The organism is uncultured Paracoccus sp., assembly GCF_947496875.1.
Classification (GTDB): domain Bacteria; phylum Pseudomonadota; class Alphaproteobacteria; order Rhodobacterales; family Rhodobacteraceae; genus Paracoccus.
In genome coordinates, this window is record NZ_CANMEH010000002.1 from 45,730 (window position 1) to 66,206 (window position 20,477).

The 20,477-nt window shown below is 66.4% G+C and carries 15 protein-coding genes; 8 read left to right on the plus strand and 7 right to left on the minus strand.

Translation table 11 applies throughout. The annotated features are described in order from the left end of the window. The first annotated feature begins 51 nt into the window (after nucleotides 1-51). Nucleotides 52-426 (plus strand): hexameric tyrosine-coordinated heme protein, encoded by a 375-nt coding sequence (locus Q0938_RS02520; protein WP_299358819.1) that lies wholly within the window; start codon nucleotides 52-54, stop codon nucleotides 424-426. Between the two features lie 88 nt (nucleotides 427-514). Here Q0938_RS02520 and Q0938_RS02525 read toward each other — a convergent pair whose 3' ends face one another. Next, entirely contained in the window at nucleotides 515-814 is a 300-nt protein-coding gene (locus tag Q0938_RS02525) for a hypothetical protein (protein WP_299358821.1), read from the minus strand. Nucleotides 815-1,275: 461 nt separating this feature from the next. On the opposite strand from Q0938_RS02525, the gene Q0938_RS02530 reads away from it, so the two are divergent. The 3 genes from Q0938_RS02530 (at nucleotide 1,276) to Q0938_RS02540 (ending at nucleotide 7,349) form a co-directional block, all read left to right on the plus strand. Then, the gene (locus tag Q0938_RS02530) at nucleotides 1,276-2,328 is read left to right on the plus strand and encodes an efflux RND transporter periplasmic adaptor subunit (protein WP_299359583.1); all 1,053 of its coding nucleotides are present in this window, start codon (nucleotides 1,276-1,278) and stop codon (nucleotides 2,326-2,328) included. After that, nucleotides 2,321-5,533, plus strand: coding sequence for an efflux RND transporter permease subunit (locus tag Q0938_RS02535; RefSeq protein ID WP_299358823.1), 3,213 nt, complete (start codon nucleotides 2,321-2,323; stop codon nucleotides 5,531-5,533). The genes Q0938_RS02530 and Q0938_RS02535 overlap by 8 nt, the downstream gene beginning before the upstream one ends. 172 nt (nucleotides 5,534-5,705) lie before the next feature. Continuing rightward, a complete protein-coding gene (locus Q0938_RS02540) occupies nucleotides 5,706-7,349 on the plus strand; it encodes an acyl-CoA synthetase (protein ID WP_299358825.1) in 1,644 nt (547 codons plus the stop codon). Nucleotides 7,350-7,593: 244 nt separating this feature from the next. Here Q0938_RS02540 and Q0938_RS02545 read toward each other — a convergent pair whose 3' ends face one another. The 6 genes from Q0938_RS02545 to gfa form a co-directional block, all read right to left on the minus strand. Next, complete coding sequence (locus Q0938_RS02545; RefSeq protein ID WP_299358827.1) at nucleotides 7,594-8,409, minus strand: substrate-binding domain-containing protein; 816 nt, start codon at nucleotides 8,407-8,409, stop codon at nucleotides 7,594-7,596. Further along, nucleotides 8,410-8,919, minus strand: a complete 510-nt coding sequence (locus Q0938_RS02550; protein ID WP_299358829.1) for a c-type cytochrome, methanol metabolism-related — start codon at nucleotides 8,917-8,919, stop codon at nucleotides 8,410-8,412. A 167-nt stretch (nucleotides 8,920-9,086) separates the two neighbouring features. Beyond that, complete coding sequence (locus Q0938_RS02555) at nucleotides 9,087-10,898, minus strand: methanol/ethanol family PQQ-dependent dehydrogenase (protein ID WP_299358831.1); 1,812 nt, start codon at nucleotides 10,896-10,898, stop codon at nucleotides 9,087-9,089. Between the two features lie 548 nt (nucleotides 10,899-11,446). Continuing rightward, nucleotides 11,447-12,283 (minus strand): S-formylglutathione hydrolase, encoded by an 837-nt coding sequence (gene fghA, locus Q0938_RS02560; protein WP_299358833.1) that lies wholly within the window; start codon nucleotides 12,281-12,283, stop codon nucleotides 11,447-11,449. 179 nt (nucleotides 12,284-12,462) lie between these two features. Further along, complete coding sequence (locus tag Q0938_RS02565; RefSeq protein WP_299359585.1) at nucleotides 12,463-13,593, minus strand: S-(hydroxymethyl)glutathione dehydrogenase/class III alcohol dehydrogenase; 1,131 nt, start codon at nucleotides 13,591-13,593, stop codon at nucleotides 12,463-12,465. A gap of 111 nt (nucleotides 13,594-13,704) precedes the next feature. Further along, nucleotides 13,705-14,286: an S-(hydroxymethyl)glutathione synthase gene (gene gfa, locus Q0938_RS02570; protein WP_299358835.1), complete on the minus strand. Its 582-nt coding sequence runs from the start codon at nucleotides 14,284-14,286 to the stop codon at nucleotides 13,705-13,707. Between the two features lie 241 nt (nucleotides 14,287-14,527). On the opposite strand from gfa, the gene Q0938_RS02575 reads away from it, so the two are divergent. The 4 genes from Q0938_RS02575 (at nucleotide 14,528) to fdhF (ending at nucleotide 20,400) form a co-directional block, all read left to right on the plus strand. Further along, nucleotides 14,528-15,418 (plus strand): LysR family transcriptional regulator, encoded by an 891-nt coding sequence (locus Q0938_RS02575; protein ID WP_299358837.1) that lies wholly within the window; start codon nucleotides 14,528-14,530, stop codon nucleotides 15,416-15,418. A gap of 85 nt (nucleotides 15,419-15,503) precedes the next feature. Beyond that, nucleotides 15,504-15,998 (plus strand): formate dehydrogenase subunit gamma, encoded by a 495-nt coding sequence (locus tag Q0938_RS02580; RefSeq protein WP_299358839.1) that lies wholly within the window; start codon nucleotides 15,504-15,506, stop codon nucleotides 15,996-15,998. Then, nucleotides 15,995-17,512: an NADH-quinone oxidoreductase subunit NuoF gene (locus tag Q0938_RS02585; RefSeq protein WP_299358840.1), complete on the plus strand. Its 1,518-nt coding sequence runs from the start codon at nucleotides 15,995-15,997 to the stop codon at nucleotides 17,510-17,512. The genes Q0938_RS02580 and Q0938_RS02585 overlap by 4 nt, the downstream gene beginning before the upstream one ends. Continuing rightward, nucleotides 17,509-20,400, plus strand: coding sequence for a formate dehydrogenase subunit alpha (gene fdhF, locus Q0938_RS02590; protein ID WP_299358842.1), 2,892 nt, complete (start codon nucleotides 17,509-17,511; stop codon nucleotides 20,398-20,400). Before Q0938_RS02585 ends, fdhF begins: the two co-directional genes overlap by 4 nt. Nucleotides 20,401-20,477 lie beyond the last annotated feature (77 nt).

A 20,477-nucleotide genomic window follows, 5' to 3' on the forward strand; every position in this document is an offset into this window, starting at 1 on the left:
CATCGCATTCGATCGAACCCTGAGGCAATCTTCGACATGGAAGGAAACGTCATGTTCCGACGCAACTCAATCCTTGCACTGGCACTGATCGTGATGCCGGCTGCCGGCTTTGCGCAGACCGCGGGCGAGATGCCCGACGCCGGGATGGCCGATACCGGAATGGCCGCGCCTACCGGCCAGGCCGCCGAGACGGCGACACAGGAGGTCTGGCTGGAAACACTGCAGACCGAAACCCCGCAGCAGGGCTTCGAGTTGGCCATCACCCTGGCCCGGCGGGCGGTCAAGACCACGCAGTCGGACACCGCGATGCTCAAGGAACTGCGGCCGGTCTATGCGGCTGACGCCAACAGTCTCATCGACGTCTCGGGGGTAGCGGCCCACTGGTTCGGGACCGTGGCGGCCGCAAACGACTACTGGCGCGACTGACGCGGAAAACCTGACGATGTGGCGGTGCCCGGCGCCAGCGCACCGCCGAGAGGGCGAGGCGCTGCGGGCGCGTTCCGAGCCGTTGCGTTCAGGTCAGGCTGAGGACGGCCATCAGGAGGAGAGTTGCGGCCCGCGCAAGATCCGCATGGCTGTCTGACCCCTGATGACGTGACGCTGACCGCCACACCCCGACGACCGCCGCCACACTGTAGGGTATGGAGCAGACATAGCCGAGCACGAGCGCTGCCCACGGCCTATCGAGCGTGATCATCGCCAGGAACAGGGCGGTGGTCGTGACGTTGACCAACAGACCGCCGAGGATGGCCCACGTCCAGAACGCATCCGCGAGAGGAAGCTCGCCCCGCCACAGGGCGTGAAGTTTCTTCATGGCCCGAGATTAGGTGCGTTCCACACAGTTCGCCACGGCGCTTTTTGCCGGGCTAACGGCAGACCGCCGCGTGCACGGCCTGTGTGCCGGTCCCGTGTCCGTCGGGCGTCGAGCGTGATGACGGCCCCGCGGATCGGCCGCAGGTGCGGCGGCACTTCTGTTCTGGCGGAGACATGCCGTCAACCGCCATGCCCACCGGCACCCAACGGTTGCGCGTGTGCTGAGGTAGAAAACGCGCGACTCGACCGGCACCCGACATGTTGCCGCACGGCGATATGGGTGCGCTGATATTCAGAAAATACCGCAAGTCCCTTGAGCGGACGCGCCGCCGCGGCGAACCTGTCCAAGACAGCGGCCGCGGAGGCGGCTATCTGTGATTGCGTGGGCTGTGTGACCCGTGGTCGAAAGGCCGGGTCGGTGCGCATGGCCAGCAGGTTCTATGGGGTTGCTGAATGGGCGAGATGTGGAAGAGCCTCCTCGTGAGGGCGTGCAATCAGGGACGCATCGGTTTGCTGATTGCCGCGATCGCTCTGCCTCCCGCGGCAAGCACGGCGCAGCAGGCGGTCGAAGCCCGATCGGTGACCGATTGGAAAGCAGTGTATGGCCGCGTCGAGCCGCGCGTGTCGCTGCCCGCCCGGGCGCGGATCGGCGGCACGCTGACCGAACTGACCGTGCAGGAAGGTGACCGCGTCACGGTCGGCCAGGAAATCGCCCAGATCGTCGATGACAAGATCGACATTCAGATCGCCGCGGCACAGTCGCAGCGCGCCGCGCTGGCCAGCCAGCTGGCGAACGCCCAGACCGAACAGGAACGCAATGCCGCGCTTGTCGAACGGGGCGTCGCCACGCGTCAGCAGCGCGATGCGCTGGCGACGCAGGTGCAGGTGTTGCAGGACCAGATCGCCGCCCAGGAGGCCCAGATCAGACTGATCGAACAGCAGCGCGACGAAGGCGCGGTGCTTTCGCCCGTCGACGGAACGGTCGTGACCGTGCCCCAGGCCGTGGGCGCCATCGTGATGCCGGGCGAGCCGGTGGCAACCATCGGCGGCGGCGGGTTCTTCCTGCGCCTCGCGGTGCCGGAACGGCACGCCGGGGCGCTGACGCCCGGTGCCGCCATCCGGCTGGAGACCGCGGACGGCGAGGCCGAGGGGCGGCTGGCCAAGATCTACCCGCAGATCGAGAACGGCCGCGTGGTCGCCGATGTCGAGGTGCCGGATCTGGACGCGCGCTTCGTGGACGCGCGGATGCTGGTCCGCGTGCCGGTGGGCGAGCGCCGCGTGCTCGCCGTGCCGGAAGCGGCGGTGATGAATGTCTCGGGGCTGGACATGGTGACTGTCGCCACCGATGACGGCCCGGTCCGCAGGCTGGTGTTGCGGGGCGAAAGCATCCCGGGCGCCGGGGGCGATCTGGTCGAGGTCGTCTCCGGCCTGCGCGAGGGAGACCTCGTCTATCCCGACTTCGCCCAGGCCCCTGCGCCCGAACCCTCCGTCGTGTCGGCGCCCCCCCATGAGTGATCGGCAAGCACAGGGGGAACCCGGCCACGGCTTGGGGATCGCCGGACGGCTGACGCGGGCCTTCATCACCTCACCCCTGACGCCGCTGATCATCCTTGCGGCGCTGGCCGCAGGCCTGCTCGCCCTTGTGTCGCTGCCGCGCGAGGAGGAGCCGCAGATCAGCGTGCCACTGGTCGACATCCATGTGCAGGCGCCGGGACTGAAGGCCGAGGATGCGGTGAAACTGGTCACCGAACCGCTTGAGGCGATCGTGCAATCGATCGCCGATGTCGAGCATGTCTATTCCCAGACCCGCGACGACGCGACGATGGTGACCGCGCGTTTCGTCGTGGGCACGTCCTCGGACGCGGCCGTGCTGCGGGTGCATGACAAGCTGCGCGCAAATGCCGACCGTATTCCCGTCGGCATCCCCGAGCCGCTGGTCGTCGGCCGCGGCATCGACGACGTGGCGATCGTGGCGCTGACGCTGTCCGCGCGGCCAGGCGCCGCGCTGACCGCCGCCGACCTGACCCGCGTCGCCCGCGAATTGCGCACCGAGATCACCAAGACCCCGGATGTGGGCCTGACCTATCTCGTCGGCGAGGCGTCCGAGACGATCCGCATCGCGCCGGACCCGGAGCGGTTGGCGCTCTATGGCATCACCTTGCAGCAGCTTGCCGGCAAGGTCGCGCAGGCGAACCGCGCGTTCGCGACGGGCATGGTGCGGCAAGGCGAAGGAACCGTGGGACTGGTCGCCGGGGAAACGCTGACCGCGCCGGCCGAGATCGCCGGCCTGCTCCTGACCGCGCGGGACGGCCGCGCCGTCTATGTCGCTGACGTGGCCGATGTCGCGTACGTTCCGGACGCCTCCGACCACCACGTCGCCCATGTCGCCCGGGCGGAGGACGGCACACTGACCCGCACCCCTGCGGTGACGCTGGCCGTCGCAAAGCGCGCCGGGGCCAACGCCGTCACCGTGGCCGAGGCGATCCTGCACGACGTTGCGCGGCTGAAGGGCACGCTGATCCCGAACGAGATCGAGGTCACCGTCACCCGGGACTATGGCGAGACGGCGAACGAGAAGGCCAACGAACTGCTGTTCCACCTGGGCCTTGCCACATTGTCGATCATCGCGCTGGTCTGGCTCGCGATCGGCTGGCGCGAGGCGATCGTCGTCGCCATCGTCATCCCGGTGACGATCCTGATGACGCTGTTTGCCAGCTGGATCATGGGCTACACGCTGAACCGGGTCAGCCTGTTCGCGCTGATCTTTTCCATCGGTATCCTGGTCGACGACGCCATCGTGGTGATCGAGAACATCGCCCGCCACTGGGCGATGCACGACGGCCGCAACCGCATCACCGCGGCCATCGATGCGGTGGCCGAGGTCGGCAACCCCACCATCGTCGCCACGTTGACGGTCGTCGCGGCCCTGCTGCCGATGCTCTTCGTGTCCGGGCTGATGGGACCCTACATGAGCCCGATCCCCGCGAACGCCTCGGCGGCGATGATCCTGTCGTTCTTCGTCGCGGTCATGGTCACCCCCTGGCTGATGGCGCGGATCGCTGGCCGCGCGCCCTCCCACGGCCACGAGGGCGCACAGGGCGGGACGCTGGGTCGCCTCTATGCCGCCGTCGCCCGCCCGATCCTGCGGACCAAGGGGGGTGCGGGGCTGTTCCTGGTCGCGGCCATCGTCCTCAGCTTCGGCTCGCTGGCGCTGCTTTATACCCGTGACGTGACCGTCAAGCTCCTGCCCTTCGACAACAAGTCCGAGCTCGCGGTGGTGATCGACCTGCCCGAGGGTGCCAGCGTCGAGGCGACCGACCGCGTGGCCCAGGACGTGGCGGCGGTGGCAATGGCGCTGCCCGAGGTGCTGACCGTGCAGACCCATGCCGGCACGGCCGCCCCCTTCAACTTTAACGGCCTGGTGCGCCACTACTACCTGCGCGCCGAGCCGCAGCTGGGCGACGTGCAGCTGAACCTGACCGCCAAGGCCGAGCGCGACCGTGAAAGCCACGAGGTCGCACTGGACCTGCGCCGGCGGCTCGACACGCTCGATCTGCCTGAGGGTACGGTGCTGAAGGTGGTCGAGCCGCCGCCCGGCCCGCCGGTCATCTCGACCCTGCTCGCGGAGGTCTACGGGCCCGACGCCGACACTCGCCGCGCCGTCGCGGCCGAGGTCCGCCGCGCCTTCGACGAGGTCCCGTTCATCGTCGACGTGGACGACAGTTTCGGCATCCAGCCCCCACGCCTGCGGGCGACGATTGATACGCAGGACCTGGATTTCTTCCAGGTACAGGAAGGCGACGTGTTCGACACGCTGGCGACGCTGACCGGCACCACCACGGTGGGCTATTCGCACCGCGGCGACGGCCGCCAGCCGATCCCGATCACGCTGGAGCGCGAGAAGGGGGCGAACCGGCTGGACGAGGCAGCGTTGACGACGCCGATCCCCGCCAACGTGCTGCCCGGCGCCCGCGGCGTGGTCGAGTTGGGTGACGTGATCGACGTCACCGCCGACAGGGCGAGCTTTCCGGTCTTCCGCCACAACGGTCGCGAGACCGAGATGGTCACCGGCGAACTGGCCGGGGCGTTCGAGGCGCCGCTCTACGGAATGCTCGCCGTCGGCGATCTGCTGGAGGCCCGGGACTGGGCCCCGGGCACCCAGCCCGAGATCCGCCTGAACGGACAGCCGCAGGACGAGAGCCACCCGGTCGTCCTGTGGGACGGCGAATGGGAGGTGACCTGGGTCACCTTCCGCGACATGGGCGCCGCCTTCGGCGTGGCGCTGCTGGGCATCTATATCCTGGTCGTCGCGCAGTTCGGCAGTTTCAAGCTGCCGCTGGTGGTCCTGACACCGGTGCCGCTGACGTTCCTCGGGATCATGGCCGGCCACTGGCTGTTCGGGGCGCCGTTCTCGGCCACCTCGATGATCGGGTTCATCGCACTGGCGGGGATCATCGTGCGCAACTCAATCCTGCTGGTCGACTTCATCCGCCACGCCGATCCGGCCGGCAAGACAAAGCTGGACATCCTGATCGAGGCGGGCGCGATCCGCTTCAAGCCCATCACCCTGACCGCACTGGCGGCAATGATCGGGGCGGCGGTGATCCTGACGGATCCGATCTTCCAGGGCCTGGCGATCTCGTTGCTGTTCGGCCTGCTCAGCTCGACCCTGCTGACGGTTCTGGTGATCCCGGCGATCTATCGGGTCTTCCGAACCTAGGACCTCGTGCCTGCATGCTGGCGCGGTTCTTTCCCGGCGAACATTCCCAGCCGGCCGCATCGCACCCCCGGCCCGTCTTGTCAGACCGGGAGAGAACTGCGCAAACTCCGCACACATGATCACGGGATCGTCTGCGGGCACAGTCCGCCGGGCGCGCCTTGCCGGTGGGGAGATGACACACGCCATGAACGCATATGAACTTGGCCTCGACAGGAATGCGGCGAATTTCGTGCAGCTGTCCCCGCTGTCCTTCATCGAGCGGACCGCGGCCGTCTACCCCGATCTGGAGGCTGTCAGCTATGGCAACGTGCGCCGGAACTGGGCGGAAACCTATGCGCGCACCCGCCGGCTGGCGAGTGCGTTGGCAAAGCGCGGTTTCGGCAAGGGAGACACCGTGTCGATCGTCGCCGCCAATATTCCCGAGATGTTCGAGGCGCATTTCGGCGTGCCGATGGCAGGCGCGGTGCTGAACACCATCAACACTCGGCTTGATGCCGAGACGATCGCCTTCATCCTCGCCCATGCCGAGGCAAAGGTGCTGATCGTCGACCCCGAATTCAGCGACGTGGTCGATCGCGCCGTGAAGATGGCCCACCGGCCCGAGCTACTGGTCGTCGACATCGAGGATCCCAGCTTCGACGGCGGCAGCCGCGTGGGTCACCTCACTTACGAGGACCTGCTGGCCGAAGGCGACCCAGACTTCGCCTGGTCGCTGCCCGACAACGAATGGGACGCCATCAGCCTGAACTACACATCGGGCACGACAGGCGATCCCAAGGGGGTGGTCTATCACCACCGCGGCGCGATGCTGAACGCGCTGTCGAACATCGTGACCTGGGGCATGCCGCACCATTCCCGGTATCTGTGGACGCTGCCGATGTTCCACTGCAACGGCTGGTGCTTTCCCTGGACGATTGCGGCCAACGCGGGGCTCTGCGTCTGCCTGCGCGCGGTGCGCGCCGAGCCGATCTTCCAGCTGCTGCGCGACGAGAAGGTGACCCATTTCTGTGGCGCACCCATCGTGCTGAACATGCTGGTCAACGCGCCCGACGAGCTGAAGGACTTCACCCACGAGGTGAAGGTGATGACGGCCGGCGCCCCGCCCCCGGCGGCGGTCATCGCGAACATGGAAGCGATGGGGGTCGAGGTCACCCATGTCTACGGTCTGACGGAAACCTATGGCCCCTCGGTGGTGAGCGCCTGGCAGAGGAAGTGGGACGACGAAGACGCGGATACTCGGTCCCGGCTGAAGTCGCGCCAAGGCGTCCCGAACATCGCGCTTTCCGAACTGATGGTCGCCGAGCCCGGGACGCTGCAGCGGGTGCCGTCGGACGGCAAGACCATCGGGGAGATCTTCATGCGCGGGAACAACGTGATGAAGGGCTACCTCAAGAACCCCGGGGCGACGGAAAAGGCCTTCGACGGGGGCTGGTTCGCCTCGGGCGACCTCGGTGTCATGCACCCGGACGGCTATGTGGAGATCAAGGATCGGTCCAAGGACATCATCATCTCGGGCGGCGAGAACATCTCGTCGGTCGAGGTCGAGGATGTTCTTTACCGCCACCCGGCCGTGATGGAAGCCGCGGTGGTGGCCCGTCCCGACGGCAAATGGGGTGAAACTCCCTGCGCCTTCGTCACGCTCAAGCCGGGACACGCGGTCACGGAAGACGACCTGATGGCGTTCTGTCGCGACAACATGGCGCGGTTCAAGGTGCCGAAGGCGTTCGTGTTCGGCGAGCTTCCCAAGACCTCGACCGGCAAGATCCAGAAATTCGCACTTCGCGACCGCGCGAGGGCGCTGGACCAGCAGGGCTGAGAGCTTGGCGGGCGACAGGAAAGGGACGGCACCCTCTCCCGAGGCGTTCCCTGGCAGACGTCGTGCATGTCAACGGCTCAACGCCGACTTGCCTTCCGCCTGTCATGCCGCCGGCGGGTCGCGCTGATGGAACGGCTTAAGGCGTCCGCCCCCACTTGCCGCCCGAAGTGCCCTCCACCTGGACGGCGGCCTGAATTAATTGGAAAGGCTGCTCGTTCAGCCCGTTCACGAGATCGACGGACGCTCAGGAGCCCTTCATCACCTTGCCGTAGTCGTCTACCAGCGGCACGCCGGCCTCACGCAAGATCGCGTCGATCTCGTCCTGGTGGCGCCGGATCAGACTGTTGAGCTCGCGTTTCCACACATCCTCGCCCGCCCGCACGCCCATGGTGATCCGGAAGAACAGCCGAGGCGTCTCGGTTTCCTTGACCAGCGGAATGACCTTGAGCTTGTCGTTGCCCTTCGCCAGCGGCCCGCCAATGGGACCCCACAGCAGAGCACCGTCGATCACGCCGGCTTCCAGGTCGCGCAGCATGTCGCCGGCCGGGTTCTCGATCCGCCGATCGGTCATCAGGTTGTAGGGCTTGGCATCCTTGATCAGGCCCAGCCGCGCCACATGGGTCGTGGGTGGCGCCCCTGCGACCACGCCCAGCTTGCGCCCCGCCAGCCGGGGATCGGCAAGATGGTCGACGTCGGCCAAATCGCCATCGGCCCGAACCACCAGGACATGGGTGGAGGTGTAGTAGTGGTTGGTGTTGAGGACCAGTTCGTCACCCTGGGCAAAGCCCATCACGACGTCACACTCCCCCGCCGTCAGGGTCTGGCGCACGAACCCGATCACCTGCGGGAACCACGTGTACTGAACGGGCACCCCGAGCTTGTCCGCCATCAGCTCGGCCAGGCGGTTCTCGAACCCGCTGCCGTCCTGGCTCGACAGCGGCAGGTTGGCGGGATCGGCGCAGACCCGAAAGGCCGACCGGTCGACCAGATCGGCCACCTGTGCGGTGGCGGTGTCGGCCCAGGTCAGCGTCGCGGCGACGATCGGCAGCAGCAGGCGCACTCAGCCCTCCATGCAGGCCTTTTCGGCCTCTGCGAAAGCCTCGGATTTCTCGGCGCGCTTTGCCGGACGGCCACGCGGCAACGCCTCGACTCCGCGAGCCCGCAGATAGGTGTAGATGTCGTCAACATAGCACATAACGTTCGGATTGGTGCCGAACGCGGGCATGACCTGGTTCTGCGCCGCGTTGATCGCCTGCTTGCCACCCGTGACGGCTGCGATGAAATCGTAATAGTCCAAGTTGAGCGCGGACTTCTTCAGTGCCGGTGCATAGGTCGAGCCTTCGCCATCGGGGCCGTGGCAGACGTGGCATTCAGCATGGTAGCGGCGGTAACCCGAGAAGGTCGGCCAGTCCACGGTTCCGTCCTCGGCGATCTTGAACGTCGGGATCTCATCGGAATTGAACCAGCGAACGCCGTCTTCGCTCACCGGGTCGACATTGACCTCGGTTTGTGCGTGCGCGGCACCTGCAATGAAAAGGCCCAGGGCCAGAAGCGGCGCAGCTCGTCTCATGTTGTCTCTCCTCCCAGAAAGCTTCGTCCGACCCTAAGCGGATTGGCCCCGCAGGCAATCAACCTTTAGTCTGGCCGCAATTACCGCCTTGCAGGTCGCACGCATGGAAAGGCCGCCCCCGATGTATTCGGGGACGGCCCATCAGTTCAGTGCTTTTTCTCCGCCGCTCAGGTGCTGCTGGGCAGCGTGAAGACAGTCAGCTGGCCACCCAGGGCGGTGTAGTCGGACAGCGCCGCATAGCCCCCCACTGCGCCAAGACCGTCATTGGCATTCGTCAGGCCGGCCGCGAGGCCGATGCCAGCCCAGCCGCCGACGCCAGAGAGCACCCCGACATACTGCTTGCCGTCATGCTCGTAGGTGAAGACGTTGCCGATGATGCCCGAGGGGGTCTTGAACTTGTAGAGCTCCTCCCCGGTTTCCGAGTCGATGGCCTTCAGGTAGCCCTCGAGCGTGCCGTAGAAGACCACGTCACCCGCGGTGGCCAAGGCGCCCGACCACACCGAGAACTGCTCGGGCAGCGACCACTTGATCTCGCCCTTCGTGGCGTCCCAGGCGATGAAGTTGCCCATGCCGCCATGACTGTCGGGGGCGGGGAACATCGACAGGGTGGCACCCACGTAGGGCTGGCCCGCGGTGTAGCTGACCCGGAACGGCTCGTAGTCCATGCAGACGTGGTTGGTCGGGACGTAGAACAGGCCGGTCTTCGGCGAGTAGGCTGCCGGCTGCTGGTCCTTCGAGCCGAGCGCCGCGGGACAGATGCCGGTCGAGTTGGTGTCCTCGCCGTTCTGCTCGGTCGAGAACTCCGCCACGACCTGGGGACGTCCGTACTGGTCCGAATTCGGGTCCATCTCGACATGTGTCGCCCAGTTGACCTTCGGGTCATACTTCTCGGCCACCAGCAGCTCGCCCGTTTCCCGGTCGAGCGTATAGCCGAAGCCGTTCCGGTCCATGTTCACGAGCAGCTTGCGCATCTCCCCGTCGATCTCCTGATCGACAAGGATGTTCTCGTTGACGCCGTCGTAGTCCCATTCGTCATGCGGGGTCTTCTGATAGAACCACTTGGCCATGCCCGTGTCAGGGTCCCGTGCCATGATGGTCATCGACCACTTGTTGTCGCCCGGGCGCTGGCTCGGGTTCCAGGTCGAGGGGTTGCCGGTCCCGTAATAGATCAGGTTCAGCTCCGGATCGTAGGTGGTCCAGCCCCAGGTGGTGCCGCCGCCGATCTGCCACTGATCACCTTCCCAGGAATTCAGCGAGCTGTCTGCGCCGATCGGCTTGCCCAGCACCGTGGTCTTTTCCGGATCGACCAGCATGTCCTCGTCCGGGCCCGTCGAATAGGCTCTCCAGGCCAGGCTGCCATCCGCGATGTTGTAGGCGGTCATGTGACCGCGCACCCCGTATTCACCGCCCGAGATACCGACGAAGATCTTGTCGCCGACAACCAGAGGGGTGGCGGTGGCTGTTTCACCCTTGGTCGGATCGCCGTTCTTCACCGACCATTTCACCTCGCCGGTCTTGGCATCCAGCGCGACCAGCGTCGTGTCGGCCTGGTTGAGGAAGATCATGCCATCGGCAGCGGCCACCCCGCGATTGACGGTGTCGCAGCACATCACCCCGATGACGTCCGGGTTCTGCTCGGGGGTATAGCGCCACAGGATCCTGCCCTCGTCGTTCAGGTCGAGCGCATAGACCATGTTCGGGAACGGCGTGTGGACATACATCACGTCGTCGATCACCAGCGGCGAGCCTTCATGCCCGCGCAGGACCCCTGTCGAGAAGGTCCAGTCGACCTGCAGATCGCCGACGTTCTCCTTGTTGATCTCGTCCAGTTCCGAATAGCTGGTGCCGGCATAGTTGCTAAGCTGCATGGTCCACTGCTTGGGATCCTCGGCCCCGGCCGTCACGGACTCGTTTGCGAGCGCTGGCACTGCCGCCGTCGTCATTAGCCCGGCAATGAGCCCTATCACACACTTCTTCATCGTCACCTCCCTGATGCGATCCTGACACCGGCAAGCCCGTCGGTACCGATCCGCTCCACCGGATCCACCACGCCTGCCGGCTCTTATTCCATTCTTATGAAGCGAGCCGAGGAGGCCGCTGTCAACGCGCGCGCCGCCTGTTCACCCCAAAGTATGAGGGCGGGCGGGGCCGGAAATGGACGGGTCGGATGGAACGGCAGATGAGGGCGGTCCCAGTGATAAAGGGCAGCCCTCGCACGGCGAGGGCGCGGAGCAGGCCCTTGCCGCCGATGGCGTCTACGATGCGCCCTCACGCTCCGCCGGGCGTGCCTGTCCCGTCAGCGAGGGTGACGAAAACCTTGCGACTGCACGGACGCATAATCGCCGCACCGGGCCAGCAAGACGTCGCGAAGCGGGCCCTCGCCTGCTCCTAGATACGGCCAGCCTGCAAGTATGTTGCCCAGCCCGGGGACGTCGCTTACGACTCTCACGTGATCGGGCCCTGCGCGCTGTCGACCACCTTCTCAGATCTGATCGCGGCTACCGACTGGGCGGACTTCTGATGCGGCTCAGCCGACCTCGGCGAGGCGCGCCGCGTGAAAGCGGATGTGGTCCTCCATCACGCTCGCAACATAGAAGTAGCTGTGATCGTAGGACTGGATCATCCGGAACTCGATCGGCTGACGGCGCGCCGCCGCCGCCGCGACCAGGGCCTCGGGCTTCAGCAGGTCCAGGAACTGGTCACTGGCACCCTGATCGATCAGCATCGGGCCGGGATAACCCCGTTCCGCCATCAGCACGCTTGCGTCATGGGCCTGCCATTTCCCTTCATCCGTGCCCAGATAAGCGCCAAGCTGCTTGCGCCCCCAGTCGCTCTTCGTCGGGTTCGCGATGGGCGAGATGGCGGAGACCGAGCGATAGGTCTCGGGATGGGTCATCGCGATCGTCAGCGCACCGTGCCCGCCCATGGAATGGCCGGTAATGCCCTGCCGCGTCCGGTCCAGCGGAAGGGTTTCGAACACCAGATCCGGAAGCTCGTTGACGATGTAATCCCACATCCGGAAATGTGGCGCCCACGGGGTTTCCGTCGCGTTCACGTAGAAACCCGCCCCCTGCCCCAGATCGTAGTCGGCGTGGTCGGCCACGGCGTCGCCACGCGGGCTCGTGTCCGGAAAGATCAGGGCAATCCCCACTTCCGCGGCCCACGCCTGGGCGCCAGCCTTCGTCATCGCATTCTCATGGGTGCAGGTCAGCCCGGAAAGATACCAGAGCACCGGCACCTTGCCGCTCGTCGCCTGAGGCGGCAGATAGACAGCAAAGGTCATCTCGCAGTCGCAAGCGGCGGACTGGTGCGAATAGACGGCTTGGGTCCCCCCGAAGGCGGCGGTCTCGGACAGGGTCTTCATCGGCGATTCTTCCTAAGTTGAGCGCGCTTTCTGCGACTGGCCTGCAGTCACCGGTTCATCTGGCGACCCGAAGGCTTGGGCGCTACTGCGCGACGACCGCTGGCGGAGTCTGCAGAGGACGGCGCAGGTCGCGGGAGAACGGGCAGAGGCCGGGGCGTGTGGCGCCCCGGCCAGGAGGATCAATAGATCACGACGGAGCGGATCGACTTGCCCTCGTGCATCAGGTCGAACCCCTTGTTGATGTCCTCGAGCGGCATGGTGTGGGTGATCATCGAGTCGATCTCGATCTTGCCGTCCATGTACCAGTCGACGAACTGCGGCACGTCGGTGCGGCCACGGGCGCCACCAAACGCGGTGCCCTTCCAGACCCGTCCGGTCACCAGCTGGAACGGACGGGTGCTGATCTCGGCCCCGGCCGGCGCCACGCCGATCACCACCGACACGCCCCAGCCGCGATGGGTGCATTCCAGCGCGTCCCGCATCACCTTGACGTTGCCCGTGCAGTCAAAGCTGTAATCGGCGCCGCCGATCTGGTCGAACGGGGTCTTGGTCATCTCGACGATGTGCTGAACGACAGAGCCATCGATCTTCGTCGGGTTGACGAAATGCGTCATCCCGAACTTCTCGCCCCACTCCTTCTTGTCGTCGTTCAGGTCGACGCCGATGATCATGTCGGCCCCGGCCATCTTGAGGCCCTGGATCACGTTGAGGCCGATGCCGCCGAGACCGAAAACGACCGCCTTGGCACCGATCTCGACCTTGGCGGTGTTCAGAACCGCACCGATGCCGGTGGTCACGCCGCAGCCGATGTAGCAGATCTTGTCGAAGGGCGCCGACGGATCGACCTTGGCCAGCGCGATCTCTGGCATCACCGTGTGGTTGGCGAAGGTCGAGCAGCCCATGTAGTGATAGATCGGCGTGCCATCCAGCATCGAGAACCGGGTCGTGCCGTCAGGCATCAGCCCCTGGCCCTGGGTCGTGCGGATCGCCGTGCAGAGATTGGTCTTGCGCGACAGGCAGGACGGGCATTCACGGCATTCCGGGGTGTAGAGCGGGATGACGTGATCGCCAGGCTTGAGCGTGGTCACCCCCTCGCCCACCTCAAGCACCACGCCAGCACCTTCATGCCCGAGAATGGTGGGGAAGATCCCCTCGGGGTCCGCGCCCGACCGCGTGAACTCATCGGTATGGCAGATGCCGGTGGCCTTGATCTCGACCAGAACCTCGCCCTTCTTCGGGCCCTCGAGGTTCACCTCCATGATCTCCAGCGGTTGTCCCGCTGCAAGTGCTACCGCCGCACGCGTGCGCATCATGATGGTTCTCCTTCTTTCGTCGTGCACCCGATCAGCGGCGCGAATGAAAATCGTGGATGAATGGGAACGCGGCCGGGGCCTTCCGAAGGCCCCGGCCGCGCGACGGCATCAGGCGCTGAGTGCGCCCGACCGCTTGGCAGTGTGGGTGGCGATCGCGTCCATCAGCGGCGGCGACAGCGCGTCATAGGGCTCGAGCCCGAGCTCGCGCAGACGGCCGCGGATGTCGTCCATGCGCGAGGGATCGACCCCCGATTCGATGACGGAAGAAACGAAGGCGGCAAATTGCGGCTCGGACCAGCCGGTTTCGTCGGACAGTTCCGTGTGGACGAAGTCGAGCCCGTAGAACGGGTGGTCCTTGTTCTCGATCCGGCCGAACATGTGCGTGCCGCACTCCGTGCAGGCATAGCGCTGGATCGGCGCCGCCTCGTTCACGATCTTCAGCTTCTGGGCGTTCTTCGTGACCTCCACATTGTCGCGGCTGACGACGGCGACCTGACTGAAGATCGCCCCGTCGGGCTTCCAGCACTTGGTGCAGCCGCAGACGTGATTGTGGGCGGTCTGCCCGCTCACCTTCACCTCGACCGGGTCCGTGGCGCATTTGCACCGAAGCGTGCCGCCGTGGAAATTCGCGTCACCCTTCTTCACGCCGCCGTCGACGGCGGGATGGATCTTCACGTTCTCATAGGTCACAGCGTCATCCTCCCTGGATAGCCGGGTCTTTCCCAACGCAGTTTCCTGCCCGAGGCTCAGCGGGGCAATTCAGCCAAAGGGCGGAGAGCCGGCGCGTGTGGCTGCCGGGACGTAACGGACACCGTCGATCGGGCATCGTCATCCCATCTCGAATACCGGCCGCCTGCCCCTGACCACAACGCTGGCGCCGAGGCTCGGGTGGGTCCATGGTCCTGACCGGTGATGTCGTGATCCGGGGCCCATGCTGCACAAACTCGAAATGCTGATCGCCGTGGCCAAGGAGGAGCATTTCGGCCGCGCCGCGGCAAGCCTCGGGATCACGCAGCCGACCCTCTCGACGGGAATCAGGCAACTGGAGGAGCAGCTGGGCGTCCAGCTTGTCTTTCGCAACTCGCGCTATGGCGGTCTGACGCCCGAGGGGCAGAGCGCGCTGGTCTGGGCCCGGCGGATCGTGGCGGACGCCCGCCAACTGAAGGACGAGATGCACGTCAAGCGCAAGGGCCTCGGGGGCGAGTTGCGGATTGCGGTCATTCCGACCGCACTGACCTGGGCAGCCCGGCTGACCGCCCACTTCGGCGAATTGCACCCCAACGTGCGCTTCACGATCCTTTCGCGCACTTCGATCGAGATCCTCGCGATGATCGACAATCTCGACGTCGACGCGGGCATCTCCTACCTGGACAACGAACCGACCGGACGGGTGATCACCGAGCCTTTGTATGAGGAGCGCTATTGCCTTCTGTGTTCGCCCGGTTCGCCGCTTGCCGCCTGTGACAGCATCGGCTGGGACGAGTTGGCGGGCGAGAAGCTCGCCCTGCTGACGCCCGACATGCAGAACCGCCGGATCATCAACAAGAGTCTCAACGAGGCCGGGCTTGTGCCGCGGGTTGTCCTCGAAAGCGACTCGCCCCTGGCGCTGGTGACGAACGTTCTCGCGGGGAGCTGCGTGACGGTGCTGCCCGAAGACATCGCCCGCTGCCTGACGACCGGAACCGACCTGGCGCTGGTGCCCCTGCGCTCCTCGACCCCCGGCCACTTCGTCGGGGTCGTCGCGCCCTGGCGGGAACCGCGTACCCCGGTCCTGGAAGAGTTGCTGTCCGAAGCGAGGCGGATATCGGAAGCTCCCCGATAGAAAATCTCGATCGCCTGACGGAACTTCGATATTGATTTGCGTTGCGTGAGGGCGTTGACTCGTCGCAGTCACGGGGGAAATCACGATGCAATCTGCGCAGGCCTTCGCGTCGGAGTCTCCGTCGCCGACAGAGGAAGACATCCGGACCATCGTCGCGGCGCATGTTGATCGCGAGGGGCCGCTGTTGCCGATCCTTCACGGGTTGCAGCACGCCTTCGGCCACATTCCTCAGTCAGCTCTGCCGCTGATCGCCGGCATGCTGAACATCTCGCGGGCCGAGGTTCACGGCGTGGTCAGCTTCTACCACGATTTCCGCGATGCCCCCGCCGGCCGACATGTCCTGAAGCTCTGCGGCGCCGAGGCCTGCCAGTCGATGGGCGCCGACGCGATCGGGGCCGAGATCCTGCGGGCGCTGGGTCTCGACCGTCATGGTACGACCCCGGACGGCGCCGTCACTGTCGAGCCGGTCTACTGTCTTGGCCTGTGTGCCTGCGGTCCGGCCGCGATGCTCGACGGCCGGCCGGTCGGTCGGCTGGACGCCGAGCGGATGACCACCCTGCTGCGGGAGGTGCGGGCATGAAGATCTGGGTTCCCCTGGACAGCGCGGCGATCGCGCTCGGCGCTGACGAGGTCGCGGCAGCCATCGCGGCGCAGGCCGCCGAGCGCGGCGTGGAGATCGAACTGATCCGCAACGGGTCGCGCGGAATGGTCTGGCTGGAGCCGCTGGTCGAGATCGATCGCGGTGCCGGGCGCGAGGCGTTCGGACCGATAGCCCCCCGTGACGTGCCGGCGCTGCTGGACGGCACCCTGCCCGGATTGGGACCGGTCGAATCGATCCCGTTCTTCGCGCGCCAGACTCGGTTGACCTTTGCCCGCTGCGGGCTGATCGAGCCGTTGTCGTTGCAGGACTACGCGGCGCATGGCGGGCTTGCGGGGCTGCGTCGCGCGCTCACCATGGCTGCGCCCGAGATTGTCGACGAGGTCACGCGCTCGGGCCTGCGCGGCCGTGGCGGGGCGGGCTTCCCGACCGGGATCAAGTGGAACACGGTCCTGAACGCCCCGGGTGAGCAGAAATACATTGTCTGCAACGCCGACGAGGGCGACAGCGGCACCTTTGCCGACCGCATGATCATGGAGGGCGATCCGTTCAGCCTGATCGAGGGCATGGTGATTGCCGGCATCGGCGTGGGCGCGACGCGCGGCTATGTCTATATCCGCTCGGAATATCCCGTGGCGATCGACGTGATGGAACGCGCCATCGCCATCGCCCGGCATCAGGGGGTGCTGGGGTCTGATGTCCTCGGCTCCGGACGCGCCTTCGACATCGAGGTCCGGGTCGGCGCCGGCGCGTATGTCTGCGGCGAGGAGACGTCGCTGCTGAACTCGCTGGAAGGCAAGCGCGGCGTGGTGCGCGCCAAGCCGCCGCTGCCCGCGCTGGAAGGCTTTCTTGGCCGGCCGACGGTCGTCAACAACGTCATCAGCCTCGCCACCGTGCCGGTGATCTTCGAGAAGGGCGCGCAGCACTACGCGGAATTCGGGCTCGGCCGCTCGCGCGGGACGGTGACGCTGCAGATCGCGGGCAACGTCAGGCGCGGCGGGCTGTTCGAGACAGCCTTCGGCCTGACCCTGGGCGAGATCGTCGACGACATCGCCGGCGGCACCGCCTCGGGGCGTCCGGTCAAGGCAGTGCAGGTCGGCGGCCCGCTGGGCGCCTACATGCCCCGCGAGAAATTCGACACGCCGATGGGCTACGAGGAATTCGACGGCCAGGGTGGGCTGATCGGGCATGCCGGGCTGGTGGTGTTCGACGACAGCGCCGACATGCTGCAACTCGCCCGCTTCGCGATGACGTTCTGCGCCATCGAATCCTGCGGGAAATGCACGCCCTGCCGGATCGGTGCGGTGCGCGGGGTCGAGACGATCGACCGCATCGCCGCCGGTGACCCGGACGCCATCCCGCTGCTGACCGATCTGTGTGACACGATGCGCGACGGGTCGCTTTGCGCGCTCGGCGGGTTCACCCCCTATCCGGTGATGTCCGCCCTGACCCATTTCCCCGGCGATTTCGCCCCCCGCAGGAAGGCCGCCGCATGAAGGACCTGATAATTCCGTGGGACGACCGCGATCTCGGCACACCCGCCGCCGAAGGCGCCCCCGTGACGCTCAGCATCGACGGATTCGATGTCACCGTGCCTGACGGCACCTCGGTGATGCGCGCCGCCGCGCTGGCCGGTATCGAGGTGCCAAAGCTTTGCGCCACGGACAGTCTGGAGGCATTCGGCTCGTGCAGGCTCTGCGTGGTCGAGATCGAGGGACGGCGCGGCACGCCCGCGTCGTGCACGACGCCGGTCGCGTCGGGAATGGTCGTGCATACGCAATCCGACAAGATCCGCCGCCTGCGTCGCGGCGTGATGGAGTTGTACATCTCGGACCACCCGCTCGACTGCCTGACCTGTGCCGCGAACGGCGACTGCGAGTTGCAGGACATGGCCGGCGCGGTCGGCCTGCGCGACGTCCGCTATGACGCGGCCCCGCATGTGGACAACCACTTTGCCCCCCGGGACAGCAGCGGCGCGGCGAACCCGCGCTGGATGCCGAAGGACGACTCGAACCCCTACTTCACCTTCGATCCGGCGAAATGCATCGTCTGCAGCCGCTGCGTGCGCGCCTGTGACGAGGTCCAGGGCACATTCGCGCTGACCATCGCCGGGCGCGGCTTTGACAGCGTCGTGTCCGCCGGGACGGCCGGCGACGACTTCCTGTCCTCGGACTGCGTCAGCTGCGGGGCATGCGTGCAGGCCTGCCCCACCGCCACGCTGCAGGAAAAGTCCGTGATCGAACTCGGCGTGCCGCAGCGATCGGTCATCACCACCTGCGCCTATTGCGGCGTCGGGTGCAACTTCAAGGCCGAGTTGAACGGCGACCAGCTGGTGCGGATGGTCCCGTGGCGACACGGCAAGGCCAATCACGGCCACAGCTGCGTCAAGGGGCGCTTTGCCTACGGCTATGCGCAGCACCAGGACCGCATCCTGAAGCCGATGATCCGCGACCGCATCGACGAGCCTTGGCGCGAGGTCAGCTGGGACGAGGCGATCGGCTTTGCCGCCAGCCGCATGCGTGCCCTGCAAGAGGCGCACGGCCGCACGAGCATCGGCGTCATCACCTCGTCGCGCTGCACGAACGAGGAGACCTATCTGGTCCAGAAGCTCGCCCGGGCGGTGTTCCGCAACAACAATACCGACACCTGCGCGCGGGTCTGCCATTCGCCCACCGGATACGGGCTCGGGCAAGCCTTCGGCACCTCTGCCGGAACCCAGGATTTCGACAGCGTGGACCAGGCCGACGTGATCATGGTGATCGGCGCCAACCCGACCGACGCGCATCCGGTCTTCGCCTCGCGCATGAAGCGGCGACTGCGCGAAGGGGCGAAGCTGATCGTCATCGACCCACGTCGAATCGACCTGGTAAAGTCGCCGCACGTCGAGGCGGCCCGGCATCTCGCACTGCGGCCGGGCACCAACGTCGCGGTCCTGACGGCGATGGCCCATGTGATCGTGACCGAAGGTCTGGCCAACGAGGCGTTCATCCGCGAGCGCTGTGGCTGGGACGAGTTCCAGCATTATGTCGAGTTCGCAGCCGATCCGCGCCACAGCCCCGAAGCGACGGCGGCGCTGACCGGCGTAGATTCGGACGACCTGCGCGCCGCCGCACGGCTCTATGCCACCCAGGGCAACGGTGCGATCTATTACGGGCTGGGCGTCACCGAGCACTCGCAGGGCACGACCACGGTCATGGCGATCGCGAACCTTGCCATGCTGACCGGCAACATCGGCCGCGAGGGCGTGGGGGTCAATCCGCTGCGCGGCCAGAACAACGTCCAGGGTTCCTGCGACATGGGGTCCTTCCCGCACGAACTGCCGGGCTATCGCCACGTCAAGCTGCCCGAGGCCCGGGCCGTGTTCGAGCAGGCATGGGGGGTCCCGATCGACCCGGAGCCGGGACTGCGCATCCCCAACATGCTGGACGCCGCAGTCGCCGGCGAGTTCAAGGGCCTCTATTGCCAGGGCGAGGACATCCTGCAATCGGATCCCGACACGGCCCATGTCGCCGCCGCGCTGGCCGCGATGGAGTGTGTGATTGTCCACGATCTGTTCCTGAACGAGACCGCGAACTACGCGCACGTGTTCCTGCCCGGCTCGACCTTCCTGGAAAAGGACGGGACCTTCACGAACGCCGAACGCCGCATCAACCCTGTCCGCAAGGTGATGGCGCCCCGCAACGGCTATGCGGACTGGGAGATCACCCAGATGCTGGCCAATGCCATGGGGGCGGGCTGGACCTATACGCACCCCTCGCAGATCATGGACGAGATCGCGCTGACGACCCCGACCTTTGCCGGCGTCAGCTATGCGCTGCTCGACCAGCTGGGATCGGTGCAGTGGCCCTGCAACGAGACAACCCCCGCGGGCACGCCGCTGATGCATGTCGACGGGTTCGTTCGCGGCAAGGGTCGTTTCATCGTCACCGAATACATCGCGACCGATGAACGGACCGGCCCCCGATTCCCGTTGCTGCTGACCACCGGCAGGATCCTGTCGCAATACAATGTGGGCGCACAGACCCGGCGGACCGCGAACGTGGTCTGGCACGATGCCGATCTGCTGGAGATTCACCCGACGGATGCCGAAGCGCGCGGCATCAACGACGGGGACTGGGTCAAGCTGTCATCGCGGGCGGGCCAGACCAGCCTGCGTGCGACCCTGACGGACCGGGTTTCGCCGGGCGTTGTCTACACGACCTTCCACCATCCCGACACGCAGGCGAACGTCGTCACGACCGAGCTGTCGGACTGGGCGACGAACTGCCCGGAATACAAGGTCACGGCCGTGCAGGTCGGCCTGTCGAACGGCCCGACCGAATGGCAGGCGGACTATGCCGCACAGGCGACCCGTTCACGTCAGCGACTGACGGCGGCCGAATGAGCTACTGCATCCCCTGCCATGGGCGCCCTGCCCGCCATGCACGCGGGCCTGCGCGGGCCGGACAGAGCGGGTCGCGA

Bases quoted from the DNA above. Each gene is read 5' to 3' on its own strand.
- Q0938_RS02520 (WP_299358819.1), top strand. From the start codon at position 52: ATGTTCCGACGCAACTCAATCCTTGCACTGGCACTGATCGTGATGCCG.
- Q0938_RS02525 (WP_299358821.1), bottom strand. From the start codon at position 814: ATGAAGAAACTTCACGCCCTGTGGCGGGGCGAGCTTCCTCTCGCGGAT.
- Q0938_RS02530 (WP_299359583.1), top strand. From the start codon at position 1,276: ATGTGGAAGAGCCTCCTCGTGAGGGCGTGCAATCAGGGACGCATCGGT.
- Q0938_RS02535 (WP_299358823.1), top strand. From the start codon at position 2,321: ATGAGTGATCGGCAAGCACAGGGGGAACCCGGCCACGGCTTGGGGATC.
- Q0938_RS02540 (WP_299358825.1), top strand. From the start codon at position 5,706: ATGACACACGCCATGAACGCATATGAACTTGGCCTCGACAGGAATGCG.
- Q0938_RS02550 (WP_299358829.1), bottom strand. From the start codon at position 8,919: ATGAGACGAGCTGCGCCGCTTCTGGCCCTGGGCCTTTTCATTGCAGGT.
- Q0938_RS02555 (WP_299358831.1), bottom strand. From the start codon at position 10,898: ATGAAGAAGTGTGTGATAGGGCTCATTGCCGGGCTAATGACGACGGCG.
- fghA (WP_299358833.1), bottom strand. From the start codon at position 12,283: ATGAAGACCCTGTCCGAGACCGCCGCCTTCGGGGGGACCCAAGCCGTC.
- Q0938_RS02565 (WP_299359585.1), bottom strand. From the start codon at position 13,593: ATGCGCACGCGTGCGGCGGTAGCACTTGCAGCGGGACAACCGCTGGAG.
- Q0938_RS02575 (WP_299358837.1), top strand. From the start codon at position 14,528: ATGCTGCACAAACTCGAAATGCTGATCGCCGTGGCCAAGGAGGAGCAT.
- Q0938_RS02580 (WP_299358839.1), top strand. From the start codon at position 15,504: ATGCAATCTGCGCAGGCCTTCGCGTCGGAGTCTCCGTCGCCGACAGAG.
- Q0938_RS02585 (WP_299358840.1), top strand. From the start codon at position 15,995: ATGAAGATCTGGGTTCCCCTGGACAGCGCGGCGATCGCGCTCGGCGCT.
- fdhF (WP_299358842.1), top strand. From the start codon at position 17,509: ATGAAGGACCTGATAATTCCGTGGGACGACCGCGATCTCGGCACACCC.